This window comes from Candidatus Gorgyraea atricola, from assembly GCA_030765235.1.
GTDB classification, from domain to species: domain Bacteria; phylum Omnitrophota; class Gorgyraeia; order Gorgyraeales; family Gorgyraeaceae; genus Gorgyraea; species Gorgyraea atricola.
Genome location: JAVCCW010000029.1, coordinates 266,900 through 286,349 on the forward strand (window position 1 = coordinate 266,900; position 19,450 = coordinate 286,349).

15 protein-coding genes are annotated in these 19,450 nt (G+C 36.5%); all 15 read left to right on the forward strand.

Annotated elements, in window-relative coordinates; genetic code table 11:
* The first annotated feature begins 10 nt into the window (after positions 1-10).
* The 15 genes from P9L93_06885 to P9L93_06955 all read left to right on the forward strand — a co-directional run bounded on the left by P9L93_06885 (position 11) and on the right by P9L93_06955 (position 19,437).
* Complete coding sequence (locus tag P9L93_06885; protein MDP8230808.1) at positions 11-1,711, forward strand: hypothetical protein; 1,701 nt, start codon at positions 11-13, stop codon at positions 1,709-1,711.
* A gap of 14 nt (positions 1,712-1,725) precedes the next feature.
* A complete protein-coding gene (asnB, locus tag P9L93_06890; GenBank protein ID MDP8230809.1) occupies positions 1,726-3,630 on the forward strand; it encodes an asparagine synthase (glutamine-hydrolyzing) in 1,905 nt (634 codons plus the stop codon).
* Positions 3,631-3,634: 4 nt separating this feature from the next.
* Entirely contained in the window at positions 3,635-4,594 is a 960-nt protein-coding gene (locus P9L93_06895; GenBank protein ID MDP8230810.1) for a glycosyltransferase family 2 protein, read from the forward strand.
* A 108-nt stretch (positions 4,595-4,702) separates the two neighbouring features.
* Positions 4,703-6,547: an ElyC/SanA/YdcF family protein gene (locus P9L93_06900; GenBank protein ID MDP8230811.1), complete on the forward strand. Its 1,845-nt coding sequence runs from the start codon at positions 4,703-4,705 to the stop codon at positions 6,545-6,547.
* An 8-nt stretch (positions 6,548-6,555) separates the two neighbouring features.
* Complete coding sequence (locus tag P9L93_06905) at positions 6,556-7,785, forward strand: glycosyltransferase family 39 protein (GenBank protein ID MDP8230812.1); 1,230 nt, start codon at positions 6,556-6,558, stop codon at positions 7,783-7,785.
* Positions 7,772-8,470: a glycosyltransferase family 2 protein gene (locus P9L93_06910; GenBank protein ID MDP8230813.1), complete on the forward strand. Its 699-nt coding sequence runs from the start codon at positions 7,772-7,774 to the stop codon at positions 8,468-8,470. Before P9L93_06905 ends, P9L93_06910 begins: the two co-directional genes overlap by 14 nt.
* 15 nt (positions 8,471-8,485) lie before the next feature.
* Complete coding sequence (locus tag P9L93_06915; protein MDP8230814.1) at positions 8,486-9,898, forward strand: radical SAM protein; 1,413 nt, start codon at positions 8,486-8,488, stop codon at positions 9,896-9,898.
* Positions 9,899-9,917: 19 nt separating this feature from the next.
* Positions 9,918-11,945 carry a glycosyltransferase gene (locus tag P9L93_06920; protein MDP8230815.1) on the forward strand — a complete coding sequence of 676 codons (2,028 nt, stop codon included), beginning with the start codon at positions 9,918-9,920 and terminating at the stop codon, positions 11,943-11,945.
* 18 nt (positions 11,946-11,963) lie between these two features.
* Positions 11,964-13,163, forward strand: a complete 1,200-nt coding sequence (locus tag P9L93_06925) for a glycosyltransferase family 39 protein (protein ID MDP8230816.1) — start codon at positions 11,964-11,966, stop codon at positions 13,161-13,163.
* Positions 13,160-14,014 (forward strand): hypothetical protein, encoded by an 855-nt coding sequence (locus tag P9L93_06930; protein MDP8230817.1) that lies wholly within the window; start codon positions 13,160-13,162, stop codon positions 14,012-14,014. The genes P9L93_06925 and P9L93_06930 overlap by 4 nt, the downstream gene beginning before the upstream one ends.
* A gap of 103 nt (positions 14,015-14,117) precedes the next feature.
* Complete coding sequence (locus tag P9L93_06935) at positions 14,118-15,506, forward strand: bifunctional class I SAM-dependent methyltransferase/glycosyltransferase family 2 protein (GenBank protein MDP8230818.1); 1,389 nt, start codon at positions 14,118-14,120, stop codon at positions 15,504-15,506.
* Positions 15,503-17,191 (forward strand): glycosyltransferase family 39 protein, encoded by a 1,689-nt coding sequence (locus P9L93_06940; GenBank protein ID MDP8230819.1) that lies wholly within the window; start codon positions 15,503-15,505, stop codon positions 17,189-17,191. The genes P9L93_06935 and P9L93_06940 overlap by 4 nt, the downstream gene beginning before the upstream one ends.
* 13 nt (positions 17,192-17,204) lie before the next feature.
* The gene (locus tag P9L93_06945) at positions 17,205-17,888 is read left to right on the forward strand and encodes a glycosyltransferase family 2 protein (protein MDP8230820.1); all 684 of its coding nucleotides are present in this window, start codon (positions 17,205-17,207) and stop codon (positions 17,886-17,888) included.
* Between the two features lie 17 nt (positions 17,889-17,905).
* Complete coding sequence (locus tag P9L93_06950) at positions 17,906-18,508, forward strand: class I SAM-dependent methyltransferase (GenBank protein MDP8230821.1); 603 nt, start codon at positions 17,906-17,908, stop codon at positions 18,506-18,508.
* A 116-nt stretch (positions 18,509-18,624) separates the two neighbouring features.
* Positions 18,625-19,437: a methyltransferase domain-containing protein gene (locus P9L93_06955; protein ID MDP8230822.1), complete on the forward strand. Its 813-nt coding sequence runs from the start codon at positions 18,625-18,627 to the stop codon at positions 19,435-19,437.
* Positions 19,438-19,450: the final 13 nt, after the last annotated feature.

Genomic DNA, 19,450 nt, shown 5'->3' on the forward strand with positions numbered 1-19,450 from the left:
AGTGTAAAAAATGCCGCACATCAAAATTAAAAAAATAGATGTCTTTATATTAATCTTTATCGCCTTGGTGTCGCTTATGCTCAGGATCCCCACGAAAGATACCATACTTGGGGCCTATGATCAGGTTTATATTTTTGACGAAGGCGCGAGATTTTTTAAGACCTCATTTTTTGAGACCAGGGAATGGTATAATAATAAATTTGTGCATTTATTTGTTTTGTCCAACCAGGGAATAAGCGATACGCTCCTGGAGTCTTTGAATTTATTTTTTTTAAAACTCTTTAACCTGAGGATCGTATGGTGGAGTTATTTCCTTTTTCATTATTTATTCGATGTTGTCAATGCGCTCTTGATCTATGTCCTTTTAAGATTTTTTGTTGATAGGCGCTTGTCTGTGATAGGATCTTTTTTATATGTTTCCATGCCTATATTTTTCTATCATTCATCTATATTCCCTCTTTGGCTGGTGTATTCTGTTTTTTTTGAAATATTGCTTTTTATAGCTTTTTATATTTTTTATCTGACAAAAAATAAAGCGTATTTATATGTCTCTTCCGCGATTTTATGTTTTATATTGTTAGGGGATACAAACTTTTTCGTAATTACGGCTCTATCCATGATGCTTATCGCTTTGCTGAAAAATAGAGGCATGATCAGCAAGAAAGATGTGCTGATATTTTTTATTTTCCCTGGAATAATAATGCTGGCGAATGGGTTTATAGCTATTTTCGCGTTTAGTAAAGGATATTTTCTGGGGTTGTTTGGATACGCCTTTGGGCATTATAGGCAGCTTGGCAATGTCAGGCATTTTGACCCTGGAGGCTACATTAAAACCCTAATTGGTTCCGAAGGTCTATTCGCATTTTTTAATCTATTTACGCTTTTTTGCTGGATAAAGAATAAATTTTTCGCAATAAATAAAAGGGATTTGAGCCTATTTGAGAATTTGTTTGGTATCTGGAACCTATTATTGTTGGTCCTGGTATTCTTGTCGCAGAGAATAAACGTGCCTTTGGGCCTATATTATCTTCCCGCGATAATATTCAGCGTCTGCTATTTAAGGAACTTACATAAAAAAAGGTATGTTTATATAATGCTGATTTTTATAATCACCCAGTTTGCGTTATCGATTAACGCGAAATATTCATTTATAGACTTACCACCGGTAGCAGAACTGCGCTATATGAACAAGGATTTTGGACAGAAGGCAGCGGGTTTTTGGATAAGGGAAAATACAGCGGAAGATGATTCCGTGCTTGTGGTCACTCCTGATATCAAGGGGGATTTTTTTAAATACTCTCATCCAAACTATTTAGAATCAACAGAGTTGTACTTCAAGAAAATTTACGCGTATTGCAACGGCAGGGCACCTAAGAGACTTTTTTCAGTCCATCATATATTTGGAGAAGGAGAAATATATTATGATCTAGGCGATCCTCCAGAATATATCGTAGATTTCAGCGGATCGGAGAATAATTTTTTAAAGCTAAAGGGGTATATTAATTTTCCAACAGAAAGATATGAGAAAAAGGCCGTAATACTAAACGACAGGGAAGATGTCATGATCAGCGTGTATCAGAAAGGCTTGATGTTTCAGCAAATCCAGATTTTGAAAAAATCAGAACTGAATGAAATATATGACAGAAAATACGCTTATTTCAATGATATGGTTTTTTCTCCTTACCAGGGTTTATGGGTTTATATACCGTGATAGGACTATAGAATATGTGCGGGATCTGTGGAATAGCTAATATATCGGATATCTCAAGAAAGATAGAAGCGTCTCATATCAGGCTGATGTGCGATACATTGATCCACAGGGGTCCGGATGAAGATGGCGCGTATATTGACAACCATGTCGGTTTGGGCATAAGGCGCCTGCGGGTTATAGATTTAAAAACCGGCAGCCAGCCGATATTTAATGAGAATAAGAGCATATGTGTAGTTAATAACGGAGAGATATATAATTTTAAAGAACTAAGGGAAAGGCTGCGCGCCAAAGGTCATGTCTTTTCTACAAATTCCGATGCAGAGGTCATAGTCCATTTATACGAGGAGGATGAAAATAGATTCATCGAGAATCTTGACGGCATGTTTGCCTTTGCCTTGTGGGATAAAAGGAACAGGAAGCTGGTAGTTGCGAGGGATAGGCTTGGGGTCAAGCCTTTGTATTATACGGTATCGGATTCAAGACTTTTATTCGCGTCTGAGGTAAAGGCAATCATCGGCATAGAGGAAATAAGTCGGGATATCAATATGCAGGCCTTGGATTATTATCTTTCGCTGAATTATATTCCTTCGCCATTGACCATGTTCAAAGACATCTATAAACTGCCTCCGGCCAGCTTTCTTACACTGCATAAAGGCAGGGTCAACATCTCTAAATACTGGGATATAACATATAAAAAGGATTCCGGCAATGGCGTAAAGAAAGAGGGGTATTATTGCGAGGCGATATTGGGACTACTGGAAGAGGCTGTTAAGAAGAGGCTGGTGAGCGATGTCCCTCTCGGATTCTTTTTAAGTGGCGGGATAGATTCAAGCGCTATTGTGGCGTTGGCGAGCCGTTTTAATAAACCGATCAAGACTTTCTCCATAGCTTTTAAGGAAGGGTCTTTTGATGAATCGCGTTACGCGAGATCAGTGTCTGAAAGGTTTGGTACAGAACATCATGATTTTACAGTTTTGCCTAAAATAGAAGATATATTAGAAAAGGTCGTGTGGCATATGGATGAGCCTTGCGCGGATTCTTCGGCGATCCCAGTATATTATTTGTCGAAAATGGCGCGCGAACAGGTTACAGTAGCCTTGTCAGGAGACGGAGGGGATGAATTATTCGGAGGATATCATTCTTACAATGCTTATAAAGCTGCAAGGATCTATAGAAAGACACCAGGTTTTCTTAAGTATGCCATTAAAAATGCCATAAAAAGAATACCTGTCTCATATTCGAAAGTGAGCATGGATTATATGGCTAAAAGGTTTGTAGATGGAGTCGATCTGGATCCGTTAAGAGCGCATCTTTGGTGGACAGGTTCATTCAGTGAAACAGAAAAAGACTGTTTATACTCTAGGAACATAACTGGCCGCTTAAAAGGCTCAGGTAATTTTCAAATATTCAGAGATCATTATGAAAGAGAAGGCGCGAATGATGAATTAACCAGGCTTCTTTACCTTGATTTAAAGACATATTTGAGTGATGATATCCTGGTAAAAGTAGACAGGATGAGCATGGCCAATTCTTTAGAAGTAAGGTCTCCTTTTCTGGATTTTAAATTAGCGGAGTTCGTATCTAATATCCCTGTCCAATTTAAAATACGCGGGTTTGAAAAAAAATATATATTAAAAAAAGCCGTTTCTAAGATCCTTCCTGGGTCAGTTGTCAATCGTGGCAAAAAAGGCTTTAGTATCCCGGCTGGCCTCTGGATCAGAACGCACCTGAAAGAAATGACCATGGATTTATTGAATACCGGAAAGATAAAAGAACAGGGATTTTTTAATCCGGCATTTGTATCAAAATTATTAGATAGGCATATCAGAGGAGAAGAGGATAATGGTCATCGCATCTGGGGATTGTTAGTTTTTTCTATATGGCATGAAACATTTATCAAAAGAAAGGTAAAGGTATAAAAATATGGATATGAAAAAACCTTATCTAAGCGTTATAGTGCCTCTTTTTAATGAAGAGCACCATATAGCATTGCTTTACAATAAGTTAAAGGAAGTCATTTCTAGATCAGGGATAATTTATGAATTAATATTTATAGATGATGGCAGCATAGACAAGACTTTTGATTTGGTCATGGAGTTACATAAAAAGGATAAGGATGTAAGGGTCATAAGGTTCTCTAAAAATTTCGGCCAGACGCTGGCATTGTCAGCCGGGTTTGATTCCGCGAACGGAGAAGTTATAATAGCTATGGATGGGGATATGCAGCACGACCCGGAGGATATACCTTTATTTTTAAGCAAAATAGAAGAAGGATACGATGTAGTCAGCGGATGGAGAGAAAACAGGGTAGATGCCTTTTGGTCAAGAAGGCTTCCGTCTATGGTAGCGAATAAAATAATCTCCTGGATCTCCGGGGTAAAATTGCATGATTTTGGGACAACATTCAAGGCTTATAAAAGCCATACTATAAAGAACTTGGATCTTTTCAGTGAATTACATAGGTTTATACCTGCTTTAGTCAGCGTACAGGGGATCTCTATGACAGAGGTGCCTATTAAAAACACAGCCAGGAAACACGGGAAATCTAAATATAACCTTTTTCGTGTTTTCAAGGTCCTGCTTGATTTTGTGGTTGTTAAATATCTGATCAGTTTTATTAATTCCCCTTTAAAGATATTCGGTTCTTTGGGCTTGTTCATGTCTATGGCAGGCATATTCATAGACATTATTTTAATCGGCCTGTTTCTCTTAGGAAAGATCGCCAATGTCAGGGATCACGGTGGGCTGCTGTTATTGTCGGTTCTATTGGTGGTAGTCGGAGTGCAATTTATAACAGTGGCTGTCATAGCGGAGATAAGCGCCAAGATCTACCATGAGGTAAAAGGCCGGAAGGGATATGCGATAAAATTTAGAACAGATTAATCTATTAGTGTTTTAGTAGTATAAGATTTATATATGAAAAATATTGCATTTATTATATAATTATAGCTTAAAATAGATATAGTCTTTCAGAGAGAGGACGTTTTATAGATGCTTAAAAATGAGAACATAATCTGCATATCCAGCATTGACTGGGATTTTATATGGCAGGGTCATCAAGAGATAATGTCTACCCTGGCAGAAAAGGGGAATCGTGTGCTCTTTATAGAAAATACAGGAGTGCGTACGCCAGGCATAAAAGATCTCTCCCGTATAAAGAGCAGGATCAGGAACTGGCTCAGGGGCGTAAAGGGTATACGCAAAGAAAGGGAAAATTTATACATATTCTCTCCTTTGGTCCTGCCGTTTCCTTATTCAAGGGTTGCGAGATGGATCAACAGGTATTTGATATTGGCTGTGCTGGAGAAATGGATGAAAGCGGTAGATTTCAGCGATCCTATTGTCTGGACATTTTTGCCTGCGCCTCTAAGCATGGATATAGCCGATAGTTTGATGAAGAAACTTATAGTCTATTATTGCATAGACAATTTTTCCGGCAGTTCTCTATCGGCAAAGAAGATAGGAAAGTCAGAAGAAAGCCTGCTTAAGAGGTCTGACCTGGTTTTTGTGACATCAGAAGAGCTTTACAATAAATGCGCCAGGCATAACAGCAATGTCTATAAATTTCCTTTTGCCGTAAGTTTTGAAAAATTCGAAAAAGCAAGGCTGGGAAACACTGAGATCCCCGAGGAGTTAAAAAATATCAAACAGCCGATAGTCGGCTATGTGGGAGGAGTGCATAAATGGGTAGATCAGGGATTGATCAATGAATTAGCAAAGAAACATACTGACTATTCTTTTGTTTTTGTCGGTCCGATCCAAACCAAAGTATCCGAGCTCCTGAAACTTAAAAACGTTCATTTTTTAGGCAAAAAAGAACATGAAAGACTGCCTTTATTCATAAAATATTTCAATGTATGCATCATTCCTTATCTTATTACGGATTACACCAGAAATGTTTATCCTACAAAGTTAAATGAGTATCTTGCTCTGGGCAAAGCGGTCATATCGACACCTTTGCCGGAAATAGAATTATTTAATAAGGAATATGAGGATATTGTATGTATAGCCGAAGATGCCAATGCCTTTAGTGGGCACATAGAAAGGACTGTTAGGGAAAATGAACCTTCTTTGGTAAGCAGGAGAATAGAAACAGCGCGGGATAATAGCTGGGAGAGCCGAATAGAGAAAATGAGCTCTACAATAGAAAAAGAGCTCGAAAGAAAAAAAATAGACAGGGAAAAAAGATGGAAGGAAAATCTCCTTATTTTTTATAAGACAGCAAGAAAAAAGGCCGTCCGTTTCGGAATAATATGCCTTTCAGTATATCTTTTACTGTTCAAAACGCCTTTTATATGGTTTGCAGCCGAGCCTTTGAAGATCTCAGATGCCCCGCGTAAGGCAGACACTATTCTCGTATTTGGAGGAGGCGTGGGCGAGACAGGTGGGCCAGGCAGGAGTACCATAGAGAGGGCAAGATACGCCGCAGAACTCTATCTAAAAGGTTATTCCGGCAAAATAATATTCTCATCAGGATATACATATATTTACAACGATGCCGAAAACATGAGACTTATGGCTGTTTCTATGGGGGTAGACGAAAGAGATATTATTTTAGAACAAAAAGCAAATAGCACTTATGAAAATGTAATATTTTCAAAGGAGATTTTAGATAAAAATAATTGGCATTCAGTATTATTGGTTTCTTCGCCGTATAACATGCGCCGCGCTGATTTAGTATTCGATAAGCATGCTGGGGGCGTAAATATGTTTTGTGTGCCGGTTGAAAAAAGCCAGTTTTATGACAGGACTTTTGGTATAAAGGTAGGGCAGATAAGAGCGATCGTGCATGAGTATATCGGCATTATATATTATTTATTAAGAGGATATGCGTAAATTGAGATATGAAAAGCATTAAAGTTAGGAATATTCTGTTTATAATATTTATTCTTGCGCTAGCTCTGAGATTATTCGCCGTTGCTACGTATCAAGAGTCAGGTAAACCGCTTTATGCAGATGCCAGGGTTTATGATAATTTGGCGGTAAACATAATGTCCGGTCATGGCTTTACGCAAGTCGTTGATGGGCCAAGAGTTCCTACGTCCAATAGGATGCCTATGTACCCGTTATTTTTAGCAGGTGTTTATTCTGTCTGTGGACATAGTTATTTGGCTGTAAGAATAATACAGGCTATTTTAGGCGCCTTGTTTTGTGTCGTGATATTTTTTATTACCAATATTATCTATAATGATATAAAATCCGGCATCTTGGCTGCTTTGATGGCGGTTTTTTATAAGCCTTTTGTTTCAGGTTTTCTCTATTATGGCGGCCCTGCTTCAATTCTTTCGGAATATTTTTATATTTTTATACTTGGCGTTAGTATTTTATTTTTACTTTATTTTCTCAAGACAGAAAAGAAAGTTTTTGCGGTATTATCAGGTATTTTTGTAGGACTAACAATATTAACCAGGCCGGAATTCGCGTTATACCCGGTTGTTTTGTTTCTGTATTTAGTTTTTTCATGCAGGTTTAATATGAAAGTTTTTTTTAGAAAGTTTTTTATGATGTATGTTTTTATAGCATTGGTTTTGGCTCCATGGGTGACTAGGAATTATCTTGTTCAGGGTAAATTTATTCCACTAACTACCGTAAGTGGTTTTGCATTTTGGATGGGGAATAATTCTGTTGCGAGTGGCGGATGGGCCTATCCTCAACACTATTCTAAAGTCATGGATGAAATAAAGAATATCTCCGAGTACGAGAAGAACAGGATATATTTTAAGCAAGGGATCGAGGAGTTAAAAAGAGATAAGAAGAGAATACCAGGCTTATTCTTTAAAAAAGCAATAGTGCACTGGGCGCCTTTTGAAAAAGGATTAAAGGTGTTCAATCCTTTTTACGCATTCGTGCTTTTCTTCGGAGTTATCGGAATTTTATTTTTTAGAAAACATGGTATCATGGAAGATATCGTGTTGATGATTTTTGCGGTCACGACACTGACAGCAATTATTATATGGGGAGATCCGAGGTACAGGTATCCTTATGAATCTTATTTGATTATTTTTGCTGCCGTTGCAATAACTAAAATCTATAGCATGATAAAAAGAAAGGTCTTGGCTTATGGAAAAGGATAAAAATAAAACCTGCGCTATCTCGTTGGTAATGCCTGCTAAAAACGAAGAAGAAGGAATAGCTGAACTTGTGGATTCATCAAGAAATTTTGTGGATGAGATCATAGTTGTAGATGGGCATTCAAGCGACAAAACAGCAGAGCGCGCTTCTTCTAAAGGAGCAAAGGTCGTTTTTGATAATAAAAAAGGTAAGGGGGATGCATATAAGGTAGGCATACAAGAGGCAAGCGGGAATATAATTGTCTTTATGGATGCAGATGGGTCGCATGATCCGGCGCAAATCCCTGCATTAATAGAGCCTTTATTGAAGGATGAGGCAGATTTTGTAATAGGGTCAAGACATAAGGGCGGAAGCGACGAATGGAAGGGGGACCTTGACACGTATTTACGTAGTGTAGGCGGTGGATTTTTAACATTAGTGATTAATTATATATGGAAAACAAATCTTACAGAATGCCTTAATGGGTTCAGGGCTATAAAAAGAGATGTTGGGTTGAAGCTTGACTTAAAGGCTGATGATTTTGATATTGAGCAGCACATGATAGTCCAATGCCTTAAGAAAAAATTTAGAGTAACAGAGGTAAATTCTCACGAATATGAAAGAAAATGGGGTGTCTCCAAATTGCCTACTTGCAGAAAAGCGCATTTATTTTTCTGGAGGTTGTTTTTGGATATTTTTAATTTATGACAGGTTAGGTGAAAATTGAAAATATTGCTTTGTACCGCAACAAGAGAAAGTAATCCTGCTTCAATAAAGGCTATTGATGAGGTGTTTACTGTTTCAGAGTCGCTAGGGATAGCTTATATAGCCGCAGTTTTAATACAAAATGGTTATGATGTCGAGGTATTGGATTGTCTTGCGGAAGGATATGATAGCGGCGCATTTCAAGCATTCTTGCTGCAAAAGAAATATGATGTTATAGGTATAAGCACATATACACCCGACTGGTATATAACAAAGAAAAATCTTTCAATGATTAAGAGGCTGCAACCTGACTCAATTACAGTTATAGGCGGCCCGCATGTAAACTCTATGGTAAGTGGAGGCTTGGGTAAATATTTATTTAGCGATAGCGATTTTTTCGATTTCGCTGTTTATGGCGAAGGCGAGCAGACGTTCTTAGATATAGTTAGAGCAGTAGCAGATAAGAAAGACATAAATAACATTGATGGAGTTCTCTGGAAAAATAGTAACGGGCAAGGCCATATAAATTTGCCGCGGAAGCTGATAAAGGATATAGACACAATACCTTTTCCTGCTTTAGAATGCCTTCCCCTGTCTAAATATAAAAGGACACCTTCAAGCTATAAAAGACCACCGGTGAGATCTATATTGACAACAAGAGGATGTCCATATTCATGCATCTTTTGCGATCGGGGCGCTTTCGGCTCTTTCGTAAGGCAAAGGTCTATAGAAAACGTAATGCGTGAAGTTGATAGATTGGTAAAAGAATTTAAAACAAAAGAATTAAGGATTTGGGATGATGTTTTTACCATGAACGAAAAAGTTACAACAGGAATCTGCGATGAATTAAAAAGGTATGATTTGGTCTGGAGTTGTAATGGCAGAGTTAATATGATTACCCCTAACATGCTCAAACATATGAAATCTGCAGGTTGCTGGTCAGTAGATTTTGGCATAGAGAGTGGCAGTAATAAAATACTAAAATTAATCAATAAAAAATTTACTATTCAAAAGGCATCCGAAGCTATAAAAATGGTAAAGAAAGCGGGAATGGAGGTAAGGGCATTTTTTATTTTAGGGCTTCCCGAAGAAACAATAGAAACTGTCCAGGATACCATTGATTTTGCACTTTCAAGTGATATTGATTACGCGACATTCTATCTGCCCCAGGCTTATCCCGGTACAAGGCTATATGAAATAGCCAAAAAAGAAAATGCGTTAGAAACAGATTATTCAAAATATCTTATTACAGGAAAAGAAGCTTCTTATGTAAATAAAAACATCGGTCTAAAAAATATACAGCTTTTTCAAAGAAAGGCCTACGCGTCCTTTTACAAGCGCCCTTCTTATATAGCAAAAAGAATATTGAAGATCAGGAGCTTTGAGGACATCAAGAGATATTTGAGCGCCATATCAATTTTTAAGATCTAATTTAAGGTGATTTTTGGACATGTTATCGGTTATTGTTCCTGTATATAATGATGAGAAATATTTAGCGAAATGCTTGGAGTCTGTATTTAATTCTGATTACCCGGATTTTGAAGTAATAGTTGTAAACGATAATAGCACAGACGGTTCATTGGATATCGCAAAAAGATTCTCATGTCGGATAATAGATTTAAAAACAAATGAAGGAGTAGCTACAGCGAGAAATAAAGGCGCGGAATCCGCAAAAGGAGATATTCTTGTTTTCTTTGATTCGGATGTAGTGCTTGAGAGAGACACTCTGTCAAAGTTCGCAAAAGCCCATAAAAATCCAGATATCAAGATATATCAATGTCAAATATACCATGAGTCATTGACTCCTGGGTTTACTCCCGCAGTCCATGCAGTGCTTCATAATTATCTATTGAGTTTAATGGGGTCGGAGACTTCATATGTGCAAACGTTTGCTTTCTCAATCAGTAAAGCAGTCTTTTTTGAAATAGGAGGATTTAATACTAGTTTTAAGTCGGCAGGAGGGGAAGAATTTGAGATAGGGCAGGTTATTCAACAGCACAATTACAAGATGTTGTTGGATCAGTCATTTCATGTACATCATAATTTTGTGAGTTTTCCGAAAAGGTTTAAAAAATTACTTAAAAGAAGCTATGTCTATGTAAGAATCGTCCTTCAGAGAAATTTTAAACTTGATAAGGGTTATGGTACTCTAAAGGAAGGCATTAATTCCATGCTTTCTGTGATCGGAATCTTGTCACTTAGTATTTCGTTATTTATGCGTTATGCGCTTTTATTATTTTTTGCTACTATATTAATTCAAACCCTTCTTGACCATGGCTTGTATGCTTATAGCGCTAGAAAAAAAGGGATATTTTTTTCAGCCCGTTCGATACCTATAATTTACCTTTGGTATTTAGCGATGGGCATGGGTGCTATAAGAGCTGTCCTATCTCACTATCTAACGAAGATATATTCTTGCCTAAAGATGTTCAATTTTTTATTTTCTAAAACTCCACCGTATGTAATATTTTTAGTAACGTCTAAATGTAATGCTCGATGCAAACATTGCTTTAATTGGAAAAAAGTGCAAAATCAGGAATTACCAAAAGAACTTACCTTAGATGAAATTAAAAAGATATCCGCAGGTTTTGGCATAATAAAATACATGACTTATGGCGGAGGGGAGCCTAGTTTACGAGAAGACATTGTGAGTGTTACGCAGGTATTTTATGGTAATAATAATTTAGAGAGGTTAAATTTTATTACCAATGGTTTTGCTACAGAGAAGCTTGTTAATGAGATAGAGGGGATTTTAAGGATTTGCCCGGGATTGCACCTTACAGTCAGTTTTTCAATAGACGGTATCGAAGGGCAGCACGATGAAATAAGAGGGGTGCCAGGGGGATTTAAAAGATTGTTAAAATCTGTAAATGAAATAAAAAATTTACAAAAATATTATCCTAAGCTGAAGATATTAGCAACAACTGTTTATTCCGGACTCAACTCAGATAATATATTCAATATTATAGATTATGTGACAAAGACATTGAAATTAGAAATGGTTCTGGGTTATATTCGCGGCGAGATATTTGATAAGGATGCCAAGAAAGTAGATATAGAAACTTACGTTAAGGCAAGCACGATGCTTATGAGGCTGAATACTAAGAATTCAAGAAATATTGATATAATTAGAGCGATAGACAATGTTTGCTTTAGATTAGTAGCAAAGACAAAGAAAAAAAAAGAGAGACTATTACAGTGTGTAGTTGGAAAAAAACTTATAGAGATAGATAGTGACGGTACGATAATTCCTTGCGAGATGTTAGATGTTAATTTTGGCAATATGCGAGATTATGATTACGATATCAAAAGAGTTTTAAAGACAAAGAAAGCCCTGGATTTCTTTAAATTCTTGAAAAGAAAAGATTGTTATTGTACATGGGAATGCGCTATGAAAAATAATATAATTTACTCTATATCGGAATATCCTGGTTTGTTTTTCGAATGCCTTAGGCAATTATTGATAAAGGATAAATAGTTTTTTTCTCAAGTTACAATGTCGAAAAGAACTGGAACATTATTTAATATGGGATTTACCAAGGGACGCCATACATTAGGGTTTATATTTTTGTTAGCCTTTATCATAAGGCTGTTATTTGTATTGCAGAGTAGCGACATTCCTACGGCAGATGCTTATATTTATGATGGATTAGGATTATCGCTGAGTCAGGGTAATGGTTATGTAAATATGTATGGCAGTCCTCATTCCTTTTATCCTCCGTTTTATCCGTTTTTTTTATCACTGATCTATGCTATTTTTGGGCATAGTTATCTCGCGGTAAGGATTATCCAGTCTATTTTAGGCGCGTTGACGTGCGTATTTATATATTCTATAGGGAATAGGCTGAAAGGCAGCGCTGTCGGCGTATTATCTGCTTCAGTAGCGGCGTTATACTTTGTATTTATAAAGAGCGCAGAGCTTTTGCTCACAGAATCATTTTTTACTTTTCTTTTATGCGCGATAGTTTTTTATATTCTTAAAATCAGGGAGAAAGAAGCTGTGCTCAAAAACTATGCCATTTTAGGATTATTAATAGGCGTGTCGCTTCTTACCAAGTCAGCGATGATGTTTTTTCCATTATTTTTGCTACCAGTGTTTATCGATATAAAAAAAGACAGGACAAAAAAATATTTATTGATGTTGCTATTTTTTGTCCTGACGGTTTCTCCATGGCTTATAAGGAATTATAATGTTTTTCATGGATTTATCGGGGTTTCCACGCAGAGCGGTATAGGTTTTTATTCTTCTTATCGGCCCCCTGAAGGCATATTCGGGAGGCTTGCCACTTCTGATGATCCCGTAATCAGAGAAGCAGGAAATATTGCTTCGCCTGTTTTGCGCAGTAATTTTTTAATAAAAAAGACATTCGAGTTTATATCGGAGAATCCCGTAGAAGTTTTAAGGTTGGAACTCAAGAAGATCTTATCTTTCTGGGCTCCGTTTGACTGGGAGATAGTAGGCGGGAGATGGTTTAATTTTGTATATGCAGCGATACTGCCATTTTTCGCGGTCGGAGCCTTACTTTCCCTTAAGGAATTTAAGAAGATTTACCCGGTTTTACTGCCAATAATTTATTTTCAAATAGTGGCTTTAGTCTTTTATGGCTCGCCGCGCTTTAGATTACCTGTGGAGCCATATATATTTATTCTGGCAACAGTAGGGTTTTTAGTATGCTGGAGGAGGTGGCGGGTATGATCGATGAGTTTTATAGAGAGATTATTAAAAGACTCGATATCCATTTTTTTGTTGAGACAGGCACAGATATGGGGGAGACGGTAGCTGAAGTGGCTAGGTGGTTTTCGGAGATGGATTCCAGATTTGGAAAAATATCTGATTATGCAGTGACTGGTGCAAGATACTATAGCTTAAATAGCAAACTCATTAAGTATCCTATTTTTGAAGATGTTAGTGAATCTCAATTTAATTTATTTTCTGTAGATATTGATCGTCATTCATTTGAGAGCGCCAGAGAACTTTTTAAAACAAATAAAAATATTAAACTGTTTCATGGGGATTCTGCAAAATTTTTACAAAAGTGTATTGATGAAGGCATATTTAAAAGTTCGAAAACAATATTTTTTCTCGATGCACATTGGGGGAAGTATTGGCCGTTAAGAGATGAGCTAAAGCAAGCATTAAAACTTGAGAAATCCGTCATTATAATAGACGATTTTTTTGTTCCTAGACGATCAAGTAAGCATCGGCCGCATGGAGATTTTGGATTTGATTTTTATTATGGGAGGATTTTGTGCTGGGGATATATTTACGATTTATTTTATAACGTAGATGTCAGAGTGTATTATCCTACCCATTCAAATAAATACGGCAGGGGTTTTGTTGTGTTGTTCAAAGGGTATAGTAGTGAAGAGCTTAGTTTTTTGAAAAGCATGCCGTTAGAGTATTTTGATAAAGACAACCCATTACATAGAAAACCAGTTTCTCTATCTTTGTTGGCATATTTTGATTTTTATTATTTTGTACGTCGCATAGTCCCTTTATCATTACTGAGAAGAGCTATAAGGATGTTTCAAAAGATAGTCCATTGAGTATATTATGAAGCCCTTGCTTTCGGAACAAGAGAAAAACAGGACCATTTATTGGGACAAGTTTGACCCTTTTGTAGAATTACGGATGGGATGGCGGGCTTCTATGATGCGCCATCTTTTTCATATTCTTCCGGGGCAGAGCATTCTTGAGATAGGAGGGGGTAACGGAAAATTTACACAGGTTTTAGCCCAGGCAACGCGAGGAGAATGCAAGATAACATCTATAGTTTTTTCACGCGAATATTTGGATAATAAAAAGAATCTTGCCTGCTCCAATGTAGATACATTATACATGGATATGTTTCCGGGATCATTAGTAGATAGAAAGTTTGATTGTGTAGTGGCGCAAGATATGTTAGAAAAAAACACTGCAACTGATTTTCTCTATATCGTTAAATCTTTGATAAAACCCGGCGGGAGCCTTCTTTTGTTCGAGCCTAATTCCTGGAATCCTTATTATAGAATCCGCAGAACGATCAGAAAAATATTACCGGTAGACTGGAAACGTCCGTCAGAAGGCGTTTTACTTAATAGGCTGCAGGTGTTTTCTGTTTTGTCAGAAATAGGATATGCTAAAATCAATGTCCTTCCTTACGATTTTCTTTATTCACCGATTCCCAAATTTTTAGTATGGCCGGCCAAGAACATGAGTATCATTATGGAAAATTGCCCTTATTTAAGAAATCTTGCCGGTTCATTGTATATTTGGGCGCAGAATCCTGCTTTTGAGAACCACAAAGAATTAACCGTGGATCTATGTGAACATCCCATGTTCTTTAAAAAGGTATCTTTTATAATACCATGTCATAATGAAGAGATGAATATAAAGTCGTTGGTAAAGAATTTAAAGGATTTTTATGACAGGTATATTTTTGAAATTATTATAGTAGATGATAATTCGAAAGACAGAACTGCTGAAATAACCGAGGCATTAGTGAAAGAAGATAGCCGTATAAGGCTTATAAAGCGTGTGCCTCCGAACGGAGTCGGCAGGGCTTTGCGAGATGGTCTGAAAAAGGCGAAGGGCGAATACATTTTAATAATGGACAGTGATTTTCAACATATTATCCCTGAAATGAGAGATCTTTTCGATGTCGTAGCCAAAGGCGCTGACGTAGCAGTAGGCTCCAGGTTTTCTCGTGATTCTGTTTTGGTAAAATATGATTTCACAAAAATTATAGCCAATCGTTTTTTTCATATATTAGCCAATTTATTTCTTGGCAGGCATTTTCGGGATATTTCCAATAATTTGAAGATTTTTCGCCGCGAAGTAATTGAGAAAATTACAATTGAATCGGATGATTTTGCTGCAAATGCCGAGACAGGCCTAAAACCTTTATTGCTCGGTTATAATGTTAAGGAGGTACCTATTTCCTGGATAAACAGAAGCGTAGACATGGGCGTTTCTTCTTTCAAGGTCTTTAAGACGGGACCAAATTATTTTAAGATTTTATTAAAACTGGTATGGCGACGGATAATAGGTAAGTTATGAAAATAAAATCTGCAGCGCCTATTTTTATTATAATCCTGGCGTCTTTATTTATAAATTTATGGGGAATAGCTCATGACATGCCTCATAGTTACGAACATGATGAAATAAATTTTGTCGTAACTGCTCTTAGTCTTGGCAAAGGAGAGCTGAACACCGGTTTTATACACGGGGGTTTTTTATATCATTTTTTATTTTTTGAATATATTATTTTTTATTTTATTAAGTTATTTTCAGGAAGCATAAAAACTACCAGTGACTTTTTGTTATATTATATAAATAATCCGGAAGCGTTCTTTTTGATAGGAAGAATCAGCATTGCTCTGTTAGCTACATTTTCTGTATTTTTAACATATCTGATAGCTAAAGGTTTAGCAAATAGATTCTCCGGTTTTTTAGCTGCGTTATTTCTGGCTTTTTCCCTGCTATATGTCATTATGGCGCATTTAATAAAAGCAGATATCATCTACGTTCTTTTTTTACTGCTTTCTTTTCTCTGTACAATGCGTGGCAATAGAAATAAGAAATTTTTTTATTTGGCCGCTTTCCTGATAGGGCTTGCCATTTCTGTCAAGTATTTGGCAGTATTCGGTATATTTTTTGTTTTATCAGGATTTTTTCTTGAGAAAAAATCGATAAAGGAAATAGTGAAAGACTGTTTATTTATGTGTATTTTTGTAATAGCAGGATTTTTTCTCGGCCAACCTTTTATTATATTTTATATAGGAACTTTTTTAAAAGCCATTTTCGGGTTAAGCCCTGTTTTTACAGTTCCTATTGGAGATCGCGGCGATCCTACATGGCATTTGTATTTAGTATGTTTAAAAAGATCAATAGGTATATGTTTATTTATAGCGTTTTTCTTATCTTTTTTGTTAATTTTTAAAAAGGATAGGCGAAAAGCAAGTATACTTATTTTGCCTTATATCCTGGCTTACTTTTTATTTATTTTTTTAGCAGCCAATGCGCGGCCAAGTTACTTAATGGGCGTTTTACCTTTCGTATGTATTTATACAGCTATCTTTATAGCTGACATAGTTTCTTATATAAATACTAGATTGCAAAATACATTTATTTATTCAATAGTAGGTTTTTTATTAGTAGCGCCTTCTTTGATTGATGTTCTTCGGTATGATTATTTACTTACAAAGCCGGACGCCAGGGCTATTTCAAAGTCATGGATAGAAGATAATATCCCAGAGGACTCCAACATATTAATAGAAGGCGCTTTTCCATGGGAAATAGTTCATAACCCCCCTTTGGTTGAAAATATAGAATGTCTTACAGAAGAGCTGAAAAAGATTCGAGATAATGGAGGCAATGGTGTTTTATGGAAGGCAAGGATTTCCCAGTTAAAGTATAAAAAAGTTCCAAAGTTTTTTTTGGAAAAAGAAAAGTATTTTAATAGAGATACTCTTTCACAGCACAACACTGATTACGTAGTAGTAAGCAGTTATTATGATCACGGCTTTTGGGCGAAAAAAGAAGACAGGGCATTGTTTTATGAAGAGCTGTCGAAGAAATATTCATTGATAAAGAGATTTACCGCAATGCCTTATATTGTTTGGTTCCCTTCCTTTGACACCTTAAAAGAAAATCCGGAAAACTTGAAATATGTAAATTTATTGGATCGCGGCCAGGAGCTAATCGCAGGGCCGAACATATTTATTTATAAGAAAGTGAAATGAATTGGAGGATAGGATGAAACTGTCAGTGGTGATACCTGTTTTTAATGAAGAGAAGACCATAAAAGAGATCATCAATAAGGTGCAGGCTGTAGACATTGATAAAGAAATAATCATAGTCGATGACGGCTCAACAGATGGGACAAGAGAAGTATTGCAGGAGTTAAAAAACGATAATATCAAGGTTTTTTTTCATGAGAAGAATTCAGGCAAAGGCCAGGCCTTAAAAACAGGATTTAAACAGGCCGTTGGGGATGTAGTAATTGTTCAGGATGCGGATTTGGAATATGATCCTGATGAATACAGGGCATTACTGGACCCCATTATAAAGCATAATGCTGATGTAGTATATGGCTCAAGGCTTTCAGGAGGCAGGACAGTGAGGGCTTACATGTTCTGGCATAAAGTAGGCAATGCTGTATTGACATTTTTTACTAATTTTCTTTATAATACGACTATTACTGACATGGAGACAGGATATAAAGTCTTTAAAAAAGAGGTTACGGATAATCTTGATATAAAATCCAAGGATTTTACAGTCGAGGCAGAGATAACAGCAAAGGTCTTTAAAAAAAGATATACGGTTTACGAAGTGCCAATCTCTTATTACGGCAGGAGCTATTCGGAAGGTAAAAAAATAAGATGGTACCATGCCATAAGCGCAATATGGGCTCTTATAAAATATAAGTTTATAGACTGATCATGACAGGAAAGAAGATGTCTATCAAAAATGTAACCAGGGACTATGGGTTTTTCGAAGGTTTCTTAGCGAAGAAGAGGGCAGAGATAGCGGATAGATTGATACCTCCTGCATCCAAAAGGGGTAAAATATTGGATATAGGCTGTGGCAATTACCCTTATTTTCTTAATAGCATAGATTTTGCTGAGAAATATGGAGTAGATCAAAATTTATCAAATAGCCGCAATGATATTCCTCAGAATATAAAACTGCAAAAGTTCAATATAGAGAAGGAAAACAGGATCGATTTTCCGGATGAATATTTTGACGTGGTGACTATGTTGGCCGTGCTGGAGCATATAGATCCTGGGGTGCTGCCTGAAAGAATCAGGGAAATATGCCGGATTTTAAAACCAAAAGGAATCTTTATCATTACGACTCCCGCGTCATGGACAGTTCCGATATTAAGTGTCATGGCTAAACTTAAATTAATAAGCCCTGTAGAGATAAGAGAGCATAAAGTATTATACTCCAGAAGCAGAATATCAGAGGCGCTTACAGGGAACAAGTTTCATAGTGAAAAAATAATGTCAGGTTATTTTGAATTATTTATGAATATTTGGTTAAGAGCGGAAAAATGAAGTATATGTGAGTATGAAGATTTTGGGGATAAGCACGAGGTTTGATATTGGTGGACTTGCGAGGAATACTGTGTTGCTGTTACAGAGCGCAAATCATACTACTTCGGGGAGGCATTATGGATTTAAAGGGATGGGATAAGATGGAAATTAAAAAAACCGAGGAGTTGCCAAGTAATGCATGGACATTGGGTTATTACCACTCATCTCATGAAAATTGGGACGGAAAAACTTGGGTAAGAAATTTACATGAATTAAAAATACGGGATTTGGCTTTATTTGTGTTAGGAGACGTAAGATGTAAAAAAATATTAGACATAGGATGCGGGCCTGGGATTTATATGCTTACAATTGCGAAAATGGGCGGGAAAGTTTCTGGCCAGGATATTTCTTCAGATTATGTCAACAAGTCTTCGATACTTTTGAAAGAAAATGGATTTGATGCAGATGTAAAGGCAGGAGATGCAGTTAAATTATTATTTGAAGATAATTATTTTGATGGGGTTTTTTCAGCAGATTTTTTTGAGCACATTAATTATGAACAGAAAAACCAAGTTATATCAGAAGTTTATAGGGTATTAAAACCAGGAGGGACATTTACTATAAAGACTCCTAATCTGGATTATTTAAGACTTTCTGTATTCTTAAAAAGATGCATGGCGGTTTTTAGATTAAGATCTCCGTTCAGAATATATATTCCGCATACCCATAATAATCCTAATAATGAACATCATGGATTAACTACTTATGCAGAGCTTTCAAATATTTTGTTTGATCACATGTTTCATAGCCCGAAAGTGGTTAATATACCCCTAAAAAGGAAAGGACTGTCTAAGTGGGTTACTAATTTTTTATTTGGAAAAAAGAGATTTAATGAACAAATAATTGTTACTACGCGCAAGCCATTATTTTATGGGTTTTATAGCGGGTAATAAAATATACACA